Origin of the sequence: Catelliglobosispora koreensis DSM 44566 (genome assembly GCF_000379685.1) — a bacterium.
GTDB classification, from domain to species: domain Bacteria; phylum Actinomycetota; class Actinomycetes; order Mycobacteriales; family Micromonosporaceae; genus Catelliglobosispora; species Catelliglobosispora koreensis.
In genome coordinates this window covers 601,704-622,864 of sequence record NZ_KB903249.1, presented here as the reverse complement: position 1 = coordinate 622,864, position 21,161 = coordinate 601,704, and the positions used below count along the sequence as shown (strand labels likewise).

Annotated in this window: 18 protein-coding genes; 14 read left to right on the top strand and 4 right to left on the bottom strand. The window is 63.9% G+C overall.

Annotation, left to right across the window (positions count from 1 at the left end):
- Genes A3E1_RS0103025 through A3E1_RS0103015 form a run of 3 tightly spaced genes read right to left on the bottom strand, consistent with a single transcriptional unit; the run spans position 1 to position 3,735 of the window.
- Positions 1-1,482, bottom strand: a complete 1,482-nt coding sequence (locus A3E1_RS0103025; protein WP_020519262.1) for a CoA-acylating methylmalonate-semialdehyde dehydrogenase — start codon at positions 1,480-1,482, stop codon at positions 1-3.
- A gap of 10 nt (positions 1,483-1,492) precedes the next feature.
- Positions 1,493-2,896, bottom strand: coding sequence for a dihydropyrimidinase (hydA, locus tag A3E1_RS0103020; protein ID WP_020519261.1), 1,404 nt, complete (start codon positions 2,894-2,896; stop codon positions 1,493-1,495).
- Positions 2,893-3,735 carry a nitrilase-related carbon-nitrogen hydrolase gene (locus A3E1_RS0103015; protein WP_026208031.1) on the bottom strand — a complete coding sequence of 281 codons (843 nt, stop codon included), beginning with the start codon at positions 3,733-3,735 and terminating at the stop codon, positions 2,893-2,895. Before A3E1_RS0103015 ends, hydA begins: the two co-directional genes overlap by 4 nt.
- 156 nt (positions 3,736-3,891) lie before the next feature.
- On the opposite strand from A3E1_RS0103015, the gene A3E1_RS0103010 reads away from it, so the two are divergent.
- A complete protein-coding gene (locus tag A3E1_RS0103010; RefSeq protein ID WP_020519259.1) occupies positions 3,892-5,265 on the top strand; it encodes an aminotransferase-like domain-containing protein in 1,374 nt (457 codons plus the stop codon).
- A gap of 155 nt (positions 5,266-5,420) precedes the next feature.
- Here the strand turns inward: A3E1_RS0103010 and A3E1_RS0103005 are convergent, their stop codons facing one another.
- Positions 5,421-6,596 carry an acyltransferase family protein gene (locus tag A3E1_RS0103005; RefSeq protein WP_157631273.1) on the bottom strand — a complete coding sequence of 392 codons (1,176 nt, stop codon included), beginning with the start codon at positions 6,594-6,596 and terminating at the stop codon, positions 5,421-5,423.
- A gap of 382 nt (positions 6,597-6,978) precedes the next feature.
- On the opposite strand from A3E1_RS0103005, the gene A3E1_RS0103000 reads away from it, so the two are divergent.
- The 13 genes from A3E1_RS0103000 to A3E1_RS38590 all read left to right on the top strand — a co-directional run bounded on the left by A3E1_RS0103000 (position 6,979) and on the right by A3E1_RS38590 (position 20,986).
- Entirely contained in the window at positions 6,979-7,248 is a 270-nt protein-coding gene (locus A3E1_RS0103000; RefSeq protein ID WP_020519257.1) for a metal-sensitive transcriptional regulator, read from the top strand.
- Between the two features lie 88 nt (positions 7,249-7,336).
- Entirely contained in the window at positions 7,337-7,648 is a 312-nt protein-coding gene (locus A3E1_RS0102995; protein WP_020519256.1) for a rhodanese-like domain-containing protein, read from the top strand.
- Between the two features lie 72 nt (positions 7,649-7,720).
- Positions 7,721-8,290: a rhodanese-like domain-containing protein gene (locus tag A3E1_RS0102990; RefSeq protein ID WP_020519255.1), complete on the top strand. Its 570-nt coding sequence runs from the start codon at positions 7,721-7,723 to the stop codon at positions 8,288-8,290.
- Positions 8,287-9,048 (top strand): sulfite exporter TauE/SafE family protein, encoded by a 762-nt coding sequence (locus A3E1_RS0102985; RefSeq protein WP_020519254.1) that lies wholly within the window; start codon positions 8,287-8,289, stop codon positions 9,046-9,048. The genes A3E1_RS0102990 and A3E1_RS0102985 overlap by 4 nt, the downstream gene beginning before the upstream one ends.
- Before the next feature lie 99 nt (positions 9,049-9,147).
- Entirely contained in the window at positions 9,148-10,533 is a 1,386-nt protein-coding gene (locus A3E1_RS0102980; protein WP_020519253.1) for an MBL fold metallo-hydrolase, read from the top strand.
- Between the two features lie 582 nt (positions 10,534-11,115).
- Positions 11,116-12,465: a ferredoxin reductase family protein gene (locus A3E1_RS0102975; protein ID WP_169454358.1), complete on the top strand. Its 1,350-nt coding sequence runs from the start codon at positions 11,116-11,118 to the stop codon at positions 12,463-12,465.
- A 4-nt stretch (positions 12,466-12,469) separates the two neighbouring features.
- Positions 12,470-13,045 carry an FMN-binding protein gene (locus tag A3E1_RS38600; RefSeq protein ID WP_020519251.1) on the top strand — a complete coding sequence of 192 codons (576 nt, stop codon included), beginning with the start codon at positions 12,470-12,472 and terminating at the stop codon, positions 13,043-13,045.
- 35 nt (positions 13,046-13,080) lie between these two features.
- Entirely contained in the window at positions 13,081-13,803 is a 723-nt protein-coding gene (locus tag A3E1_RS0102965) for an FAD:protein FMN transferase (RefSeq protein WP_020519250.1), read from the top strand.
- A gap of 520 nt (positions 13,804-14,323) precedes the next feature.
- Entirely contained in the window at positions 14,324-15,022 is a 699-nt protein-coding gene (locus A3E1_RS0102955; RefSeq protein ID WP_020519248.1) for a response regulator transcription factor, read from the top strand.
- Complete coding sequence (locus tag A3E1_RS0102950) at positions 15,019-16,317, top strand: sensor histidine kinase (RefSeq protein WP_020519247.1); 1,299 nt, start codon at positions 15,019-15,021, stop codon at positions 16,315-16,317. Before A3E1_RS0102955 ends, A3E1_RS0102950 begins: the two co-directional genes overlap by 4 nt.
- Before the next feature lie 122 nt (positions 16,318-16,439).
- A complete protein-coding gene (locus A3E1_RS0102945) occupies positions 16,440-19,208 on the top strand; it encodes an AfsR/SARP family transcriptional regulator (protein WP_020519246.1) in 2,769 nt (922 codons plus the stop codon).
- Positions 19,209-19,256: 48 nt separating this feature from the next.
- On the top strand, positions 19,257-20,408 hold the full coding sequence (locus tag A3E1_RS0102940) for an epoxide hydrolase family protein (RefSeq protein WP_020519245.1): 1,152 nt from the start codon (positions 19,257-19,259) through the stop codon (positions 20,406-20,408).
- A complete protein-coding gene (locus A3E1_RS38590) occupies positions 20,408-20,986 on the top strand; it encodes a TIGR03086 family metal-binding protein (protein WP_020519244.1) in 579 nt (192 codons plus the stop codon). Before A3E1_RS0102940 ends, A3E1_RS38590 begins: the two co-directional genes overlap by 1 nt.
- The last annotated feature ends 175 nt before the right edge of the window (positions 20,987-21,161 follow it).

The following is a 21,161-nucleotide window of genomic DNA, read 5'->3' as shown; positions in this document are numbered from 1 at the left end:
TCACCTCACTTTCGGGAAGCCGAGATCCACCGTGGACAGGGCCGGATCCGGCCACCGCGACGTGACGACCTTGGTGCGGGTATAGAACGCCAGGCCTTCCGGCCCATACATATGCAAGTCCCCGAACAGTGACGCCTTCCAGCCGCCGAAGCTGTAATACGCCACCGGCACCGGGATGGGAACGTTGATGCCGACCATCCCGCAGACGACTTCGTACTGGAAGCGGCGGGCCGCTCCCCCATCGCGGGTAAAGATGGCGGTGCCGTTGCCATAAGGGTTGGTATTAACCAACTCCAGCGCTTCCTCATAGGAGTCGACCCGCACAACGGAAAGCACCGGGCCAAAGATCTCGTCGGTGTAGACCGGCGAATCCGTGGGCACCTTGTCGACGAGTGAGGCCCCGAGGAAGAAGCCAGGCTCTTGGCTGACCGCTGCCGCACGGCCGTCCACGATTACTTCCCCGTGCTGAGTGTCCAAATAGGACGCCACCCGGTCGCGGTGCTCCCGGCTGATCAGCGGGCCCATTTCGGCATTCGGGTCGCTGGCCGGGCCAACCTTGATCTCACGGATCCGCTCGGCGATCGCGGCCACGAGTGGATCGGCCACCGAGCCCACAGCCACCACAACCGACACGGCCATGCACCGTTCCCCGGCCGAGCCGAAACCGGCCGATACGGCGGCATCAGCAGCGGCGGCGATGTCAGCGTCGGGCAGCACCACCATGTGGTTCTTCGCGCCACCCAGTGCCTGCACCCGTTTGCCAGCCTTGGTTCCTGTCTCGTAGATGTGACGGGCCACCGCGGTCGAGCCGACAAAGCTGACCGCCTCCACCTGAGGATGGCTAAGTAGCGCATCGACCGCGGTTCTGTCGCCCTGGATCACGTTGAAAGCGCCCGCGGGCAGGCCGGCCTGCCGCCACAGATCGGCCAGCAGCAAACTGACCGATGGGTCCTTCTCGCTCGGCTTGAGCACGAATGTGTTGCCCGCGACCAAGGCGGTGCAGCACATCCACAACGGAACCATGGCCGGGAAGTTGAACGGGGTAATGCCCGCGACCACGCCCAGCGGCTGGCGAATCGAATAGACATCCACCCCGGTTGAGGCCTGCTCGGTGAATCCACCTTTGAGCAAGGCAGGCGCACCAGCGGCGAACTCCACGTTTTCCAGCCCGCGCGCGACCTCGCCCAGGGCATCGGCAACGGTTTTGCCGTGCTCTGAGCTAAGCAGGCGCGCTATTTCCTTGCGGTGGGCGTCAATCAGCTCGCGGAAGCGGAAGACCACTTCAGCACGGCGGGAAAGTGAGGCGGCCCTCCATTCTGGCTGTACCGCGGCCGCCGCCTTGACAGCGTCGTCGACCTCCGCCGCGGTGGCCGCGATCACCGTCGCCTGCTGCAGCCCGGTGGCCGGGTCGAAGACAGGCAGCGACCGGTCACCGGTGCCTTCGACCGTTGCCCCGTTTATCCAGTGTGGGATCGTCCTCATTGGTCTCGCCTCAAATCAGGTAACTTGATAGCCCGCGCTGCAGGAACTTGCCACGTCCCTTGCGGCCGTGGAACTCCCCAGCGTCATCGACAAGGACTTCGCCCCGCGATATGACAGTGCCGACCTTGCCCGCGATTTCATAACCCTCGTATGCGGAGTGGTCCATGTTCATGTGGTGCGTCTGCACGCTGATCCTGGTGCGCCCGTTGGGGTCATAGACGACGATATCGGCATCGGCGCCCGGCGCGATCACCCCTTTGCGGGGGTAGAGACCAAACATGCGGGCCGGTGTGGTGGCGATCGTTTCCACCCACCGCTCCAGCGACAGCTTGCCGTCGGCGACACCTTGGTAGAGCAGATCCACGCGATGCTCGACACCACCGATCCCGTTGGGAATCTTAGAGAAGTCGCCGAGCCCCAGCTCCTTTTGGTCTTTGAAGCAGAAGGGGCAGTGGTCGGTGGACACGATGGACAGATCGTTGGTACGCAGGCCCTGCCACAGGTCGGCCCGGTGTGACTCGTGCTTGCTGCGCAACGGCGTCGAACAGACCCACTTCGCGCCCTCGAACCCAGGCGCGCCAAGCTGATCCTCAAGCGTCAGATAGAGGTATTGCGGGCAGGTCTCGGCGAAGACGTTACGCCCACGGTCGCGCGCTTCGGCCACGGCCGCAAGGGCTTTGCTCGCCGACAAGTGCACGATGTAGAGCGGACAGTCAGCCGCCACGCTCGCCAGCCAGATCGCCCGGCTGGTCGCTTCGGCTTCCAGCGCCTCGGGCCGCGTCAGTCCATGATGGACCGGATCGGTTTCCCCGCGCGCGAGCGCTTGCTGGACAAGGACATCGATCGCGAGGCCGTTTTCCGCGTGCATCATAATCATGGAGCCGTTTTCGCGTGCCTTCTGCATCGCGCGCAGGATCTGGCCGTCGTCGCTATAGAACACGCCCGGGTATGCCATGAAAAGCTTGAAGCTGCTGATCCCCTCTTCGCGTACCAGGGAGTCCATGGCCTTGAGGGAAGCGTCGTCCACCCCGCCGATAATCATGTGGAAGCCGTAGTCGACGAAACAGTTGCCCGCCGCCTTCTCGTGCCAGGCCGCCAGTCCATCCTGGACAACCTCGCCTGTCTTCTGCACAGCGAAGTCGATAATCGTCGTCGTGCCGCCGAAAGCCGCCGCCCTGGTGCCTGTTTCGAACGTGTCGCTCGCCGACGTCCCGCCGAACGGCAGCTGCATGTGGGTGTGCGCGTCAATCGCGCCGGGGATCACATACTTGCCCGTCGCGTCGATGACCTGTGCGACGTCGGGAGCACGGCCCGGCGCGAACACGGCCGCGATCGTCTCACCGTCGACGAGCACATCAGCCGGAATCGAGCCGCTCGGCCCGATGACCGTTCCGCCTTTGATCAGAAGGGTCATGGCTTCACCAGATCCCCATAGGCGTCAGGGCGGCGGTCACGGTAGAAGGCCCACCGGTCGCGCACGGTGGCCAGCAGATCCATGTCCAGATCGCGGACGATCAGTTCCGGGGCGTGTGGATCGCCTACCTCGCCGACGAATTTGCCTTCAGGGTCCACAAAGTAGGACGTGCCGTAGAAGTCGTTGTCGCCGATCTCGGATTCGATGCCGACGCGGTTGATCGCCCCCACGTAGTATTCGTTGGCGACCGCTGAGGCCGGCTGTTCCAGCTTCCATAGATACGACGACAGGCCACGGCTGGTGGCGCTGGGGTTGAAGACGATCTGCGCGCCGTTGAGGCCGAGCGCACGCCAGCCTTCCGGGAAGTGACGGTCGTAGCAGATGTAGACACCTACTTTTCCGACCGCGGTGTCGAATACCGGGTACCCCAAATTGCCTGGCTTGAAATAGAACTTTTCCCAGAATCCCTTGACCTGAGGAATGTGGTTCTTTCGATATTTACCGAGATATTTGCCGTCGGCATCGACCACGGCGGCGGTGTTGTAGAGGACGCCGGGCTGTTCTTGTTCATACATCGGCAGGATCAGCACCATGCCGAGCTCGGCCGCTAGCGCCTGGAACCGCTCAGTGGTCGGGCCGGGGACAGACTCGGCGTAGGCGTAATACTGCGGGTCTTGCACCTGGCAGAAATAGGGGCCGTAGAACAGCTCCTGGAAGCACATCACTTTGGCGCCCTGCGCCGCGGCCTGGCGCGCGTATTCTTCGTGCGCTTTGATCATTGACTCTTTGTCGCCGGTCCAGCTCGTCTGCACGAGTGCTGCCCGGATCAGGTTAGCCATGGCCATCTTCTCCTCAATGCTTTACCCTGCGCTCTTGAAAAGATCACTGGACGGAACAGTGGTTACAACACGGGTCAGATGACGTAAAACTTTAGTGACACAGATGGCGGCGGACAATAACCAAAGCACGTTTCGCGGCGATCGGAGGAAGAGATTTTGCTGGATTTGATCACCGGCTCGGTCAGCGACCGCAGCGCCCGTGGCATCGCCGCCGCCGTAAGCCGCCTCATCACCAGCGGCCAGCTCCCGGCCGGCACCCGGCTTCCCACCGTGCGTGCTGTGGCACAGCGCCTCGGCATCAGCCCCACCACCATTAGTGAGGCATGGACCAGCCTGACCAAGGCAGGCATCATCCAGACACGTGGCCGTTCGGGCACCTTCGTTTTGGCACCTGCTGACCCGCGCCAGCGGCTGCGCTACACCAAGCTTTCCACGAGCCCGGACACCCTGCCACTGGATCTATCCACCGGAATCCCCGACCACGATCTGCTGCCGAGCCTCACCCGCGCCCTGCGCCACATCGGCCAGGCACCACCAGCGACCACAAGCTACCTCGACCGGCCCGTCCTGCCCCAGCTCGAAGAGCTGCTCCGGGAACGCTGGCCCTACTCCCCCGAGCAATTGACCATTGTGGACGGCGCACTCGACGCACAAGACCGCATCACCAGCGCCCTGGTGCGCTTCGGCGATCACGTCCTGGTGGAGAACCCCACGTTTCCCGCCACATTGGACCTTCTCGAGTCGGCGGGCGCGATCGCGGTGCCGATCCCGGTGGATGGATCCGGCCCCCGCCCGGACACGCTCAAGGCAGCATTGCAATGCTCGCCCGTCGCGCTCTACCTTCAGCCACGAGCCCAAAACCCCACCGGGTTAAGCATGACGGCCCGGCGTGCCCGCGACCTTTCAAAAATCCTCGGGGGTACGCCATGCTGGGTGGTCGAAGACGACCACGCCGGCGACATCGCGACCGCCCCAGCGGTGAGCATCGGTAGCCACCTTCCGCATCAGACAGTGCGCATCCACAGTTTCTCCAAGAGCCACGGCCCCGACCTCAGACTCGCCGCGATCGGCGGCCCCGCTTCCCTGCTGGCTTCCATCACTGACCGCCGGCTCCTAGGGCCTGGCTGGTCAAGCCGGCTACTCCAAGCCGTTCTCGTTCACTTGCTGACCGACCCCGCGAGCATCAAGCAAGTCACGCGCGCGCGAGCCGAGTACGCTCGCCGCCGCGAAACAATGCTGGCCGCTTTGGCCACGCGCGGTGTGACGGCCAGCGCCAGTGACGGCATCAACCTCTGGATGCAAGTCGACAACCAGGAAGCCGCCGTGCTAAGCCTTGCGGCACACGGGATCGCGGTCGCACCGGGCGCACCGTTTCAAGTCACTCCCCTGGGCGCCGATCACGTACGCGTCACCGTTGGCCTGGTACACAACGACTTCGACCACCTGGCCGACGTGCTGGCAGCCGCGGCCAGCCCACAGCAACGCCCAGCCGGAGCCCGCCAGCGAGAGCTGTCGCGCAACGGACGCTGAACGCAATCCCCTGAGATATCGCTGATGGCCGTCCAAAATGGAGCCGAGCCATTCTTTGCGACGGTGCTGGCAATCTCTCGCCAGCACCGTCAATGCGTGATCAGGCCACGCCGAGGAACGACACGTCGCTTAGCCATTCGCTGTCAGCGCACGGGCTAAAGCAAGCGCGCCACGATCGGGAAACGGCGAATTAAGAGCCAGGCGAGCCAGAAGGAGCCGGCCACTCCGCCCATCGCCACGATGACAGCCTTGGCTTCGGCCACCAACGGTACTGGCCTAAGCACCAAGGCTAACCCGAGCAAAACTATGCCCTGCAACAGGAATGCGCCGTACGCGCTGCGGCGCGCCGCGGGCCGAATCCAGCGAAAGTCGCGGTCCAGCAACCGTTGTGCGGCGGCAAGAAACCAGATCGCGCCGAAGATGGCAAGCATGCTTTCTATAGCCGCGAACGCTAAAGCTGGCCACCGCCACCCACCACTCCAGGTCTGCTCGGTGACTCCACCCCATATCGCCCCGGCCACGGCGAAGGCACCGAAGGCAGTTATCGCCATCAGCGTTGCTGTCCGGCTTTTCCTGCGCACGTTTTCCGTCACCCGCGAAAGCCAGCCCCGGTGGTATCCGGCGACACCCAGCCCAAACAGCGCCGCACAGGCTGGCCACTGGGACATATTCAAATCAATGACCTTGTTATCGGATTCAAGGGGAACCACCAGGCGCACGAGGAATGAACCGGCTGCTACAGCGGCAGCAAGGCCAAACAGGTGTGTCAGGGGTAAGTCCCGGCTTGCTGACCGAACCGGCTGGGGCGACAGCCGAACCCATGCGGCATAGGCCAGAGAGAAGATGAGCAGAACGCCCACGAACCACAGGACGCCAGTGTCAAGGCTTCCCTCGGCGGCAAGATATTCCCGCAGCCCAGGCGCCTGGCCGTACCAGCGGAACAGTCCATACTCCAGCAGCGGCCACAACACCACGGCGAAGATGACAAACGGAACCCCCAGGCGAACAAGACGGTCACGCACATACCGGCGGACGCCTTTGCGTCGCAGCGATGGCGGTGTCAGGAGCCCGGCCACCAGGAACAACAACGGAACGGCGAACAGCCCGAACGGGGCGGCCAGCGCGAAGAGGACAGCGACCGTCACCCGGGAAAGGGTAACCTCACGGACATCGGCGTAGGACCACCAATCGAATTCGGCATAGCTCAAAACACCGTGACCGGCAATGATCGCAGCGACCAGAAGACACTTCAAGTTGTCCACATAAGGCAGGCGCCCAGCAGAGTCGCCCGCCCAGCTAGCCTGTGTCGCCACGGCCCAAGCCTCAGACATCAACGGCTGCGCGGCAAGTGCCAAAAGACCTATCGTTGCCTGCCGCTGAGACATAACCGCCTCGGCGATGACCCACCCTATTTGCCCTGAAGGACGAACTCCATTTGATGCACGGGGGAACCAAATGGGCGACATGGATTTCGCGCGCCGAATGAAGCTGCCGATCGCAGACCCGGTCCATGTAGGGGTAACCACCTAGACGCGAAGGACCCTGACACCAGTTTTCCGCCGATCGAACAGCTGTTACCTCCGGCCGGCACCGACCACTTGATCAGCCCCGAGGAACGTCTCCGGGTGGCAATGGCACGCCAATAGCATGGCGCCCCTGCCCGGTGGACGAAATCACAATGCGGCGCGGTACCCCTGGGGGTATCGTGAAGACATGCGTTTGAACGAGGCATTGGCTGGTGACGCGCACACGCGACTGAAGCGGGCGCAGGGACAGCTGGCAGCGGTTATCTCCATGATCGAAGACGGCGAGGAGTGCGAGAAGGTGCTCACGCAGCTCGCTGCTGTCTCGAAGGCGATCGACCGGGCCGGGTTCAAGCTCGTCGCGTCCGGGTTGCGCCATTGTCAGGCCGCGCGCGAGCGTGGGGAACAACCGCCAATGGATGAGGCGGAACTGGAAAAGCTCTTCCTGGCTCTCGCCTGACTAAGTTTCGGAAAAATGCGCCCAGTGGCCTGGGCGCATTTTTCCGGCCTGCACGATACCCCTGGGGGTATAGGAATTTGGAGGCAAGATGGAGATATCGCAAGCAGATTTCGCACGCGCACGCCAGGCGGGCGACCCCGTGATCGACGTGCGCACCAACGCGGAATACGCGTCGGGTCACGTTCCTGGAGCCCTGTCGATTCCGCTCGATGACCTCACGGCCAGGCTGGCCGAGGTCCCAGCCGGGCGGGTCCAGGTGATTTGCGCCAGCGGCAATCGCAGCAAGATCGCTGTGAGCCTGCTGCGCCGCGCTGGCCGTGACGCGTGGTCGGTCACCGGCGGCACCGCAGCCTGGGCCGGCGCTGGCAATCGCGTGACGCTAGGCGCGACCCCGGCATGAAAAAGTCGAATTCTTTGGCACATGCGTGCCTTCCGCATACCCCCAGGGGTATATTTTGAAAGCGAGTTTAGGATGACAGCCACCGAGGTTGCGGCCGTTCAGGCATTGCTGCAGTCCAATCCGGACACTCTCGTCATCGACGTCCGCACTCCGGCGGAGTTCGAAGGAGTGCACATTCCCGGCGCCATTAACCTGCCGCTGGACCAAGTCGACCTCCACCTGGAACGCATCGTCACCGATGCGGGTGGGCAAATGGTCTTGGTGTGCCAGGCGGGGTCGCGAGCCGATCAGTGCCAGCGCAAGCTGGCCGCGGCCGGGCTAAGCGCAACAACCGTGCTATCAGGAGGCATGAATGCCTGGGCGGCGGCTGGAGGCGCCGTTGTCCGGGGCCGGCAGCGCTGGGGCCTGGAGCGTCAGGTTCGGCTGGCCGCAGGATCCATCGTCGCCCTAGCTGTCCTCGTTAGCGTGTGGTGGCCACCGGCCCGTTTCATCGCGGGAATGATCGGGGCCGGGCTTGCCTTCGCTGCCGTAACCAACACCTGCGCGATGGGGATGCTCCTGTCCCGGCTGCCTTACAACCGCCCCACGTACAAAGTAGATATTGAGGCAAGCCTGGCCCAGCTAACGGGATCGCGGCCGTGAGCACAGCGATGCTCCTAACCCTGGCCGCTGCCTTGATGGTCGGGTTAGCCCTCGGCGGGCTCGGCGGCGGCGGCTCGATTCTGACCGTGCCGGTACTGATCTATCTCGCCGGTGTAGACCCGAAACCAGCCATCGCCATGTCTTTGGTTGTTGTCGGGGTAACCGCGGCGGTGGCGCTCATCCCGCATGCGCGTGCTGGACGGGTTCATTGGCGCACGGGGCTCCTGTTCGGTGGATTTGGAATGGCCGGCGCCTACGCTGGCGGCCGGATCGCCGCCTTCGTGCCAGCGAACGTGCTGCTGGCTGGTTTCGCCGTGATGATGCTGGTCACCGCGGTGGCCATGCTGCGACCTAACCGCACCGCCGCTCCGGCGGCCGCTGCCGTGCACCGGCGTCCGCTGGCGAAGATCGCGATTGAAGGCGCGGCCGTCGGGCTGATTACCGGGCTCGTCGGGGCGGGCGGCGGGTTCCTCGTGGTGCCGGCGCTGGTTCTGCTTGGCGGCCTGTCCATGCCCGCCGCCGTCGGCACCAGCCTTCTCGTCATCAGTCTCAAGTCTGGTGCCGCCCTGGCTGGATATCTTCACTCCGTCGCCATTGACTGGCCCCTAACCCTTTCCGTCACCGCCTTGGCCGTCGCCGGAAGCTTGATCGGTGCCCGGTTAGCCGGGCGAGCCGACCCGGGCGCGCTACGCCGGGGATTCGGCTGGTTCGTCATCGTCATGGGCCTTGGCGTCTTGACTGGTCAACTACTCGCCTGACACTCGTACACCAACTTCCACACACCCGCCATGACCCGGAAATACCCCGGGGGGTATATAAGTTAGATGTGGCGGGACTACCAACGCAGGAGAAAACTCATGTTGTTCACCCAGTACTACCTGGATTGCCTGTCGCAGGCGTCATACCTCGTAGCCGACGAGACCACCCGCCGGGCCGTCCTCATTGACCCGCGCCGCGACATCGCTGAGTATCTCGCCGACGCCGGCGCCCGCGGGCTCACCATCGAAGGCGTCATCAACACGCACTTTCACGCCGACTTCGTCGCTGGGCATTTGGAAGTCGCCGCCGCCACCGGAGCGTGGATCGGCTATGGAAAGCGCGCCGACACCGAATACCGCATACGAAAGCTCAGCGACGGTGAACGGATCAGCCTCGGCGAGGTCACCTTGGAGATCATGGAGACGCCTGGCCACACCCCGGAATCGATCAGCATCTTGGTTTACGAGCACCCCGGCGATGCCGTCGCCTACGGCGTCATGACCGGCGATGCGCTCTTTATCGGCGACGTCGGGCGGCCCGACCTGCTCGCCTCCGCCGGAGTGACGGCCAGCGAACTCGGCCGGATGCTCTACGACAGCGTTCAGCACAAACTGATGGGCTTGCCCGACGGTGTTCGCGTCTTTCCAGCACATGGCGCCGGATCGTCCTGCGGCAAAAACCTGTCGACCGAACGCCAGTCCACCATCGGCGAGCAGCGCCGCACCAACTACGCCTGCGCTCCGATGACCGAAGAACAGTTCCTCACCCTGGTAACCGCCGGACAGCCGGCCGCACCGGGTTACTTCTCTTATGACGCGAAGCTGAACCGCTCAGCGCGCGCACTGCTAGACCTCACTCCACGGATCCGCTCACTCAGCCCGTCTGACTTCCAGCAGGCACGCCAATCTGGAGCCATCGTGGTTGACGCTCGCGATCCACATGAATTCGCCGCCGGACACCTAGAAGGGTCCATCAACGTCCCTGCTGACGGGCGGTTCGCCGAAACCGCCGGAACCGTTGTCAAACCCCACCAGGCCCTGCTCGTCGTGGCCCCTGACGACGACATCGCCAAGGAGACTGTGGTCCGGCTGGCCCGCATCGGATTCGATCACGTCACCGGTTACCTGGCAGACCCGTCAAGCTCCCTGGCCCAGCTGGCCCCGGCGATGACGCCAGGCAGCCGGCTGACCGCTGTAGCCCTTCACGAAGCACTTAAGGGCCCAAACGCACCGGTGCTCGTCGACGTACGCAACGCGGCGGAGCGCGAACTCGGTTACATCGCTGGATCGGTACACATCCCGCTCGCGGAACTGCCAGCCCGCCTCGGCGAAATCCCGGCCGGGGTGCCCACCGTCGTGCACTGCGCCGGCGGCTACCGGTCCTCGGTCGCGGCCAGCCTGCTGCGCCACCACGGCCACACCGACGTGTCAGACCTCATCGGCGGATACGCGGCCTGGGCGAGCACGTTCGCCACGGCCAGCTAAGGCAGGACGGGCGCACTCCCTGCCGAGGCGCTTGAACAACTCATCACCGCGGTCCGCGAAGTGGACCTGAACCAGCCGCACGCCACTTAGACACCGGCAACCCTCAGGAGGACAAAAATGTGCCAGCGAACGACTTGCCGCACCTGCGGCAAAGCCACCTACCGGGGCTGCGGAAACCACGTCGAGCAGGTGCTCGCCGGAGTGCCAAAATCGCAGCGCTGTCCAGGCAACTGCCAGCCCAGCCAGAAAGAGCCAAGCAGCGGATTCTGGTCCCGGCTACGCCGCCGGTAACTGCGACATATAAGCGGCACCCAAGGCAACTTTAAGACTGCCCCAAAAGCGGGCGTTTGCCTTGCCCTGGCGAAGAAATCGCTGGTAACAACTATCGCGATGGACCGACACCGGAGAATACAAGCCCCTGAGCGTCCCCGTGGCCGCCATTCCTTCGACGCCGAATGGGCGGATGGTCACTGGATCTACGATCAGGGGCCTGCGCTGGCTGTCGCCCGGCAACCATCGACGGCCGTCGCGCACCGGCGGCAAACACCTCTCCCACCGGCACGCACCTTGCAGTTGCCACAGGTGCCCGCCGGCACCGCTGCCGCACGGCAACGGCCATACGCGGCCGGCCGGACGTTCTTCCTGATCCTTCTGTGGTTCACCCTGGCGACAAGCGTTGAACTGTGGTGGCTCAACTCCCCTAGTGAGTCCATAACGGACACAGCCGGTGTCCTCCTGGCTATCGGCCGAATCACCGGCATGGTCGGCGGCTTCGTGCTGCTGTTCCAGCTGCTGTTAATGAGCCGCGTCGGCTGGCTGGAACGCTGGATCGGCGCACACGATCTTCTCATCTGGCACCGGGAATTCGGCGCGTACGTCTTCGCCGCCGTCCTTGTCCATGTAGTGACGACCATCGTCGGCTACGCGATCGGAGCCGACATACCGATCCTGCGAGAGGCTTGGTCTATGTCCACATCGGACATAGACATGATCTCGGCATCAGCCGCCACCATCCTGCTGATCCTCATCGCTGTCACGTCGATTCGCTGGCTGCGCCGCAGAATCTCCTACGAGAAGTGGTATTACCTCCACGCGACAAGCTATCTGATTGTCATTCTCGGCTACGCACACCAGTTTTCTGCCGGCCGGGAACTGATGGTGCCAGGATTCGGCGCCTGGTTCTGGAAATCCCTCTACGGCTTCGTGCTCGCCTGCCTTATCTGGGGCCGGGTCATCGGGCCGCTCGCCCTCAATCTGCGGCACCGGCTTCGGGTGGTCCAGGTGGCACCTGAAGCGCCCGACATGGTTTCCATTTACATCGGCGGGCGCAAACTGGACCGGCTCAACGCGCGGGCCGGGCAATACTTCCGATGGCGCTTTCTGACCTGGGGATGCTGGTGGCAAGCCCACCCGTTCTCGCTTTCAGCCGCCCCTAACGGCGAGTGGCTACGCCTAACGGTGAAGGTGGTCGGAGACCACACCCAGGAACTGCAGCATCTTGAACCCGGCGTACGGGTATTCGCTGAAGGGCCATCAGGAGTGTTCACCGCCGACCGCAGTGTCAAGCGCCGCGCTCTGCTCATCGCGGGCGGCAGCGGTATCGCCCCCATCCGCGCCCTCATCGAAGATCTTCCCCCGGGAACGGTTCTGATCTATCGCGCGAGCACCGCTAGTGAACTTGTCTTTCGCGACGAACTCGATTGGCTTGCCCGGCAACGAGGTGCCTACGTCTGGTACGTCCTGGGCAACCGAGACGATCCCGGCCCGAAGCATCTGTTTACGCCGCGCGGGCTAAAGGAACTCGTGCCAGACGTGGCACGCCGCGACGTCTTCCTCTGCGGCCCACAAGGACTAGTCGATGCCTCTGTCGCCTTGCTCCGCAAGGTCCGCGTCCCCAAACGGCAAGTCCACCTCGACCCCTTTGAATTCTGAAACGATGGAGATAACGCTCATGCGCCGCACGACTGTCGCCCTATTCGGCACCATGCTCGGTACCAGCCTCATGATCGCGGCGAAGATGGGAACCGCGAAGCCGGGCGGCGAAGACATATTCGCCGCGGCAGACGCCGGAGTGGGCACCGAGTCCTCGGCCGAGCCACTGCCCACGCCACAAGATGGCGCGACATCGGCACCCGCCCCCACATCCGCGCCAGGCCAGCCTCAGCCCACCGCGGCCACTACCACAGCGGCGGCCCGGCCAACAACACCACCGACAACACGGCCGCCAGCGACCGGATACAAAGACGGAACCTTTGCCGGGCCTGGAGTCACCCAGAAGTACGGAACCATCAAAGTCACCATCGTCGTTTCAGGCGGGCGGATTACCAGTGTCACCGCGACCTACCCCACCGGCGGCGAGACAGGGAGCATCAACGCCAACGCGATTCCCAAGCTGCGCCAGTCCACATTGAACGCTCAAAGCGCCAGCATCTCCACGGTCTCTGGGGCCACCTATACCAGCAATGCCTTCAAATCATCGCTGCAGGGCGCCCTGACCGCGGCCAAGGCGTAGCTGGAGCCGGCCTCGTGCACCGGGTTGAATTCGTTATGGGAACGGCGATCAGTGTGGAGATCGCGGGCGCGGTCGCACCTAAACTGGCCACCGCGATGACGGAGCAGGCTTTTGCCTGGTTCCGTTCGGTCGACTCGCGATTTAGCACCTACAAAGACGATTCGGAGGTCAGCCGGTTCGCCCGGGGCGAACTGGCCGCCGACGTGTCATCACCTGGTTTTCGTGAAGTGCTTTGTGAATGCAGCCGGCTATGGGATGAAACTCAAGGCTACTTCGACGTGTACGCCGGCGGCTCATATGATCCTTCCGGATACGTCAAGGGATGGTCAGTTCAGGTAGCCTCCGACCGGCTTCTGGCCGCTGGCATCGTCGATCACTGCATCAACGCCGGCGGCGACGTGAGAGTCCATGGCCGCACGGATTCTGGCGAGCTGTGGCGCGTCGGTATCCGGCACCCCTGGGAGTCAACGAAATTGGCCTGGGTCCTCGAGAGCACCAACCTCGCGGTCGCCACGTCAGGGACATATGAACGTGGGCTTCACGTCATCAATCCGCGCACCGGAAAGCCGGCTGACCAGCTCTGCTCCGTCACCGTTTCCGGGCCCGATTTAGGCGTCGCCGATGCCTATGCCACGGCGGCGATGGCCATGGGAGAGGCTGGGCTGCAATGGCTCGCCAGCTTGGCTGGTTACCAGTCTTCGGCGGTCACTGTCGACGGCCGCGCCTACGTTTCGGATGGCTGGCGGAGTGTCGCCTAATGACCCACGGTGGCCTCAGGCACGCCCTTGACGCACCGGACGGTGAGATAGTATTCGCGCCCGGATGTTTCGAATTTGACCCGCGCCACCGATGCGGGGCCTCTGCGAACATCTTCTGCTTTGTAACCCGGCGCTGGACTCCAGGAAACTAGAAATGCGCCCGCCGCCGAGCACCGGGCGACCGCGCTTCCACCAGGCGAGCTAACCTGCCTTTCCACGCCACTTGGCGCAAGGCTGGGCTGCGGAGCGGGTGTCTGGTCATTAAGGCTGAGCGATGGTGACGGCAGCTGTGGAAAGACATCTGAGGCCGGGTCAGGACTCGACCCGAAGTCGATCGAGGTTAGAGCGAACATGCCAACAGCCGTCGCCGACATAGCGCCCAGCAACCACGCGATGACAGCCGTCGCGGCCTTGCCCCAGTTCACCCGCACACCCTAGCTTCGCACCATCGGCGTTAAGGCAACGCTAACGAGAATCTATCGTTTCGCTGCCCTACCGATACCCGGCTAAGGTGGCGACCGTGGCACAGCTACTGCTCGTCGAGGACGATGGGGAGATCCGCCGTGCGCTGATCAAGGCGCTGACCGGTTACGGCCACGTGGTCTTGAGCGCTGGCGCGGGACTTCCCGCTATCGAAGCGGTGCTGGGCGATCGCCCAGACCTAGTGATCCTCGACCTTGGCCTGCCAGATATCGATGGCCGGGAAGTACTCCGGATGATCCGCGCTGTTAGCGCTGTACCGGTCATCGTGGCAACCGCGCGCGACGGCGAACCCGCGATGGTCGAAATCCTTAACCTTGGCGCTGACGATTACGTACACAAACCTTTCGGTGCCGCGCAACTCGACGCCAGGATCCGCGCCGTATTAAGGCGCGGCGGCAACGCGGCCAGCCAGCCCGAGCCCGTCGTGGTCGGCGGGCTCAAGCTTGATTCAGTGTCGCGAATGGTGACGCTCGACGATCAACCCATCGAACTGACACCGCGTGAGTTTGATCTGCTGTTCTACTTGGCCAGCCGCCCAGGTGCGGTCGTCACCAAACGCGAGATCGTCGCCGAGGTCTGGCGGCAGCCATTTAGCAGCACTGACAAGACACTCGACGTGCACCTATCCTGGCTGCGGCGAAAGCTCGGCGAAGACGCTCGTAACGCCCGCTACTTGCACACGGTGCGCGGCGTGGGCGTGCGCCTAACGGCACCAGACCGGCAAGCAAGCTCATGAAGCGCCGTCTAGTGCTGCTGGTTTTAGCCACCTGCACGCTGATGCTGGCCGCCTTTCTCATACCGCTGGCTTTACTGGTTCGCTCGGCCGCTGCCGAACGGGCGACTTCGGCGGCCATCGCGGAAGCTCAGCGTCTGGCGCCTTTGGTAGTAACCCTCACCCCTGTCGAGCTAACGGTCCTACTCAACAACGTCAACGCCCAAAGTCATTTCGCCACAACGGTATTCCTCGGAGATCACAGCGCCTTAGGCGCCACCGCCGCTCGCACCGATTCGGTCGGCACAGCAGCGCGCGGCGCGAGTATCACGCGCAACCTCGACGGAGGCAGAGAAGTCCTTATCGCCACCGCAGGGCGCACGGATGGCATCGCTGTCATCCGGGTCTTCATTCCCGCGAGCGAACTCACTTCCGGAGTCAACCGGGCCTGGGCCATCCTGTTTGGTCTGGGCGCCGGCGTGCTCGTCGTTGCCACGCTGGTGGCAAACCGGCTTTCGCGCACCATTATCCGCCCGCTATCGGCAGTCGCTGACGTGGCGGACCGCTTAACCGCCGGCGACTTGACGATTCGCGCCATACCAGCTGGGCCACCGGAGATCAGACGTCTAGGTGTCGGGCTCAACGACCTGGCCAGCCGCATCGGCGAGCTACTCAAAAATGAACGGGAGGCAGCCGCGGATTTGTCACACCGCCTGCGCACACCACTGACCGCATTGCGCATTGACGCCGAAGGCATTGCCGACCAAGCGGACCGCTCGCGGCTGCTTGCCGATATCGACGCCCTGGAAAGGACAGTCAACGAGATCATCCGGACCGCCCGGCGCGGCCGCGATCAAACCCAAATCTGTGATGCCGCAACAGTTCTGAGGCAACGCGTTGACTTCTGGTCTGCGCTCGCCGACGAAGAACAGCGTCCCCTTAGCATCCAGATCACCCCGGCACCGGCATACATCGCGGTCACCGGTGAAGATTTCGCCGCTTGCGTGGATGCCTTACTGGGTAACGTATTCGCACACACTCCGGAAGGCACACCGCTGGCCATCGACCTCGTGAAGCGCCCGGATGGATCAGTTGTCATGGCAATCGCCGATCGGGGTCCCGGCCTCGACCCCACGATCGCCGCACGCGGATTCAGCGGAGTCGGCTCCACAGGTCTTGGCCTCGACATCGCCAACCGAACCGCGATCGCCACTGGCGGAACACTGACACTAACCCAGACGAGCGGCGGCGGTCTGACTGTCATCGCCGTGCTGGCGCCGCCTTCTGTCAGCGGCAGACCGCGATCGTCAGCCCGGTGATTTGCTGAGCGTTCGCATTCCTTGCCGCTGGCGCCGCACTCATTAGACACCGTGGGCGCGGCGGGGGTTGCGCGAACAATCCGAGATATCACGGCGTGATCGACCTATGTCATGATTTGCCGGTGGGGGTCGAGATTCGTCTACTTGGTCCGCTGGAAGTGCTGGTCGGGGGCACGCCTATCCGGTTGACCGGGCGGCAACGCACGTTGCTGCCAGCGCTGGCTATCTCGTCAGGACGTGCGGTTTCGCTGGACCGGCTGACTGACGTGATCTGGGGCGCCGATTTGCCGGCCAATCCGAGGGCCAGCTTGCACACGTATCTGACTCGGTTGCGGCAAGTGCTTGGCCCCGGTGTGGTTGAGGCCGGCCCAGGCGGCTACTTGCTGCGCGACACCGCCGTCGACGTTGACGCGCTGCGATTCGTGCAACTGCTCGATCTGGCTGCCACCGCGACAGACACCGCCGAAGAGCGGCAACGGCTGGATGAGGCGCTGGCGTTGTGGCGTGGGACGCCGTTTACCGGGGTCGAATCGCGCTGGCTGGAAACCATCGAGGCGCCCCGGCTGGTGGAGCGTTACTTGGCGGCGGTGGAGCGGCGCATCGATCTCGATCTGACCGCCGGACGGCTCGATGGGCTGGCCGCTGAGCTTGTCGAGCTGACATCGCGGTACCCATTGCGGGAATCGTTGGTAGCACGGCTGCTGACGGTGCTGGATCGCGGCGGCCGCAGGGCTGAAGCACTGGAGCGGTACGAGGAATTCCGTGTCCAGATCGCCAACGACCTAGGCGCTGATCCGGGTCCGCAGTTGCGCACGATCCACGCCCAGTTGTTGTCAGCACAGACATCCAGGCCGCCAGCTGCACCTGCTGAGATCGTCGCCGTACCACGGCAGCTACCCATGGACATCGCGGGCTTCGTCGGCCGAAGCAGTGCCCTGGAAGCGCTGAATGCCTTACTAGACAAGACTTTGTCGCCGGTCGTCATCACCGCGATCGGAGGTGCGGCAGGGGTTGGTAAAACGGCGCTGGCCGTGCACTGGGCACACCGCGTGGCCGGGCGGTTCCCCGACGGTCAGCTGTATGTCAATCTGCGCGGCTTCGATCCCAGCGGCACCGTGATGACACCCACCGAGGCCATCCGGCGGTTCCTTGACGCGCTTAACGTTGCGCCGCAACGCATCCCAGCCGACCCAGGCGCGCAGGCCGACCTGTATCGCACGGTGCTGGCGGACAAACGCATGCTGATCGTGCTCGACAACGCCCGCGACCCCGACCAGGTGCGGCCACTGCTGCCTGGCTCCGCCGGTTGCCTAGTCTTGGTTACCAGCCGGCACAGGCTCACTGGACTGATAGCCGCAGACGGCGCCCAGCCGTTGCCGCTCGATTTACTTAACCCGGATGAGGCCCGCGATCTGCTGTCGCGCCGCCTTGGCCCGGCCCGGGTCAGTGCCGAATCTGAGGCGGTCGACGAGCTGATCGCCTGCTGCGCCCGGCTCCCGCTGGCTCTGGCGATCGTCGCGGCCAACGCCGCCACCCAGCCGCATTTGCCGCTCGCTGTTCTCGCCGGCCAGTTGCGCGACCGCCGCGACCGTCTAGACGCACTGTCCACTGGCGACACTGCCGCCACTGATGTTAGGGCGGTGTTCTCCTGGTCCTATGACGCCCTCGGCGAGGATTCCGCGCGCTTGTTCAGGCTGCTCGGTTTGCACCCCGGCCCGGACATTTCCCTTGCCGCAGCGGCCAGTCTCGCCGGCCTTTCTGCCGGACGTGTGCGACCGCTGCTCATGGAACTCGTAGGCGCGCACCTCATTTCTGAACACGTCTCCGGCCGGTACACCTTCCACGATCTGCTGCGCGCCTATGCCGCCGATCTGGCGCGCACCAACGATTCCGGTGCCGAGCGTGACGCGGCGAGCCTTCGCATGTTCGACCACTATCTGCACACCGCCCACGCCGCAAACGCACGCATAGACCCGAGTCGCGACCCGCTTACCCTTACCCCACCCCAATCCGGGACCACGCCGGAAAGTCCTGCCGACAATGACAAGGCGCTGGACTGGTTTGTAGCCGAGCGTGCCGTGCTGCTGGCTACCATCGATCACGCGGCCGCCACCGGTTACGACACCCACACGTGGCAGCTGACGTGGACTTTCGCGACTTTCCAGGACCGGCAAGGACATTGGCAGGACCTCGCCGCCACCCAGCACGCCGCATTGACCGCGGCGGCGCGCCTCAACGATTCAGCCACGCAAGCCAACACCCACCGCAATCTCGCCAGTGCATATGGCCGCCTGGGCCGCTTCGACGACGCGCACACTCATCTGCTGCAAGCGCTTGAGTTGGACCGGCAAGCCGGCGACCTCGTCGGGCAGGGCCACACCTATCGCAGCCTGGCCGTCATCTCGGGCAGGCAGCGCCAGCACCGTGAGGCCCTTGAGCACGCCCGGCAAGCCCTTGACCTCTACCAGGCCGCCGGCTACCGCAAAGGGCAGGCCCGCGCCTTTAATGCCATCGGCTGGTACTACACGTTGCTCGGCGACCACCAACAAGCCCTGACGTATTGTCAGCAGGCTCTCACCTTGCTGCAGGAGTTCGGTGACCGGCATGGGCAGGCCGGCACCTGGGACAGCCTCGGCCACGCCTACCACTATCTCGGCCAGCATATTCAGGCGCTCACCTGCTATCACCACGCCTTGGACCTCTACCGCAACCTTGGCGACCGGCACCAGGAAGCCGAAACTCTCACCAACCTCGGCGAAACCCGTGCCGCCATGGGCGATGTCGCGTCAGCCCGCAAAGCATGGCAGGAAGCGCTCGACATCTACACCGAGCTTGGCCATGCCACCGCCGGCGAGGTCAGAACGAAACTTCAGACCGTGATCAAAGAATGAAAGTGATTTGACCGCGAATAGAAAGTCGCCCGGAATAGCTTGCGAACCATGGCCGATCATGACATCACTCCCTTTCGCATCGCCATTCCGCAAGCAGATCTCGACGACCTCATAAACCGCCTTGCTGGTACCAGGTGGGCCAACGAGTTGCCGGAAAAGGAAGTCATCGCCGGTGGTGCTGGTGCCCCAACGCCACCGGGGTGGGAATACGGTGTTCCTGTTTCCTACGTGCAGGATCTGGTTGAGCAGTGGCGCACGTCGTTTGACTGGCGTGCCCGCGAAGCGCAGCTCAACGAATATCCCCAGTTCAATACGGTCATTGATGGGCAGAAGATCCACTTTGTACACATCAAATCGCCACAGCCGAACGCGATTCCGCTGATTTTGACCCACGGCTGGCCTAATAGCTTCATCGAGTACCTGCCCTTAGCCTTGCCGCTAACCGACCCTTCCGATGCCCCTGCGTTCGACTTGGTGATTCCGTCGTTGCCTGGGTTCACCTTTTCTGGCCCCACCCGTGAGCACGGCTGGAGCGCATACCGCACTGCCACGGCGTGGGCCGAATTGATGCGGCGCCTGGGATATGACCGCTACGGCGCGGTCGGCAACGACTCCGGGTCGATCGTCTCGCCCATCCTGGGCGAACAGGACCGTGAGCACGTCATCGGCGTGCACGTCACGCAGATCTTCTCCTTCCCTCGCGGCGACGATGGCGAGTTTGACGGGCTAAGCGGCGAAGACTATGGCGCGCTTCAGTTCGGCCAGGCATTTGTCGAGCACGCCATCCACGACCGCTCTCAACAGGCTCAGCCACAAACGCTGGCGCACGCTTTGGCCGACTCCCCAGCCGGCCAACTCGCCTGGAGCGGACAGTTGTTCGGCACGGCGCTGAGCGCAGAGGAGATCCTGACCAACGCGTCGCTGTACTGGTTCACCAACACAGCGGCCTCAGCGGCTCGCTTCTACTACGAAAACCGCCGCGCCGCACACGATTCAGAACCGACCACGGTCCCCATCGGCTTGGCATCGTTCGCTTGGGACTTCAAGGCGGTGCGGCGGTTCGCCGAGCGCGACCACCACAACATCGTGTCCTGGAACACCTTTGACCGCGGCGGGCACTGGTCCACTCACGACGCCGCAGATCTTCTCGTGCAAGACATCCGCCAATTCTTTAGCGCACTAACTGAAAGAAGCATCTGATGACTTTTACTGTCCTGACCACCGCTCTTGAGGCACTGGATCGCGTCACCATCGCCGCCGTCGACAGCGGACAGCTCAACGAGCCCACCCCGTGCACTGATTGGACCGTCGCTCAGGTGCTCTTCCACGCCGCGGGCGACCAGCACGCCTGGGCTTCCGTGGTCGGGTCCGGAAACATGCCGGCCTACGACCCGTTCAACCCGCCACACGAGCTCGACGAAGGCGTCGCCGTCACCGTGACCAAAGCCATCCAAGCGGCCACCGCGTCGTGGGCCGGCGTTGACCCAGCCGCTGCTTCGGTGCACACGCCACTGCCTCCCGTCCCGGTGATGGAGCCAGAGCTCGCCGCCGCCGCGTGCGCCCTCGACGCTGCCGTGCACGCATGGGACGTCGCCGTCGCGACAGGACAGCCTTCACCGCTCACCGCGGAGCTCGCGGAGCAGCTCATGCCAGCAGCGCGCGCGACAGCAGACCCGTTGCGCGGCTTCGCCTACGCCGCCGCACTCCCCTCACAACCCGGCGAGGACGCTGCCGAAGCCCTGCTTCGCTACCTGGGCCGCGACCCGCACTGGAGCTGATCATGAAAAACGGCCCCCGCTACCCAGGCGGGGGCCATTTTTCATCTGTTATGCACCATTGATCAGCGTTGCTGCATTGCGGCCAAAAGATCCAAGCGAGATGACTCCCGTCGTGAGCCGTCTACATCGGACCCCCTGGAGTTCCTGCCCGCGCCGATAGGGTCGGCGAACTCGC

What these genes read in the sequence shown, in the direction of transcription:
- A3E1_RS0103025 (WP_020519262.1), bottom strand. Translation starts at nt 1,482, where the DNA reads ATGAGGACGATCCCACACTGGATAAACGGGGCAACGGTCGAAGGCACC.
- hydA (WP_020519261.1), bottom strand. Translation starts at nt 2,896, where the DNA reads ATGACCCTTCTGATCAAAGGCGGAACGGTCATCGGGCCGAGCGGCTCG.
- A3E1_RS0103015 (WP_026208031.1), bottom strand. Translation starts at nt 3,735, where the DNA reads ATGGCTAACCTGATCCGGGCAGCACTCGTGCAGACGAGCTGGACCGGC.
- A3E1_RS0103005 (WP_157631273.1), bottom strand. Translation starts at nt 6,596, where the DNA reads ATGTCTGAGGCTTGGGCCGTGGCGACACAGGCTAGCTGGGCGGGCGAC.
- A3E1_RS0103000 (WP_020519257.1), top strand. Translation starts at nt 6,979, where the DNA reads ATGCGTTTGAACGAGGCATTGGCTGGTGACGCGCACACGCGACTGAAG.
- A3E1_RS0102995 (WP_020519256.1), top strand. Translation starts at nt 7,337, where the DNA reads ATGGAGATATCGCAAGCAGATTTCGCACGCGCACGCCAGGCGGGCGAC.
- A3E1_RS0102990 (WP_020519255.1), top strand. Translation starts at nt 7,721, where the DNA reads ATGACAGCCACCGAGGTTGCGGCCGTTCAGGCATTGCTGCAGTCCAAT.
- A3E1_RS0102980 (WP_020519253.1), top strand. Translation starts at nt 9,148, where the DNA reads ATGTTGTTCACCCAGTACTACCTGGATTGCCTGTCGCAGGCGTCATAC.
- A3E1_RS38600 (WP_020519251.1), top strand. Translation starts at nt 12,470, where the DNA reads ATGGAGATAACGCTCATGCGCCGCACGACTGTCGCCCTATTCGGCACC.
- A3E1_RS0102965 (WP_020519250.1), top strand. Translation starts at nt 13,081, where the DNA reads ATGGGAACGGCGATCAGTGTGGAGATCGCGGGCGCGGTCGCACCTAAA.
- A3E1_RS0102950 (WP_020519247.1), top strand. Translation starts at nt 15,019, where the DNA reads ATGAAGCGCCGTCTAGTGCTGCTGGTTTTAGCCACCTGCACGCTGATG.
- A3E1_RS0102940 (WP_020519245.1), top strand. Translation starts at nt 19,257, where the DNA reads ATGGCCGATCATGACATCACTCCCTTTCGCATCGCCATTCCGCAAGCA.
- A3E1_RS38590 (WP_020519244.1), top strand. Translation starts at nt 20,408, where the DNA reads ATGACTTTTACTGTCCTGACCACCGCTCTTGAGGCACTGGATCGCGTC.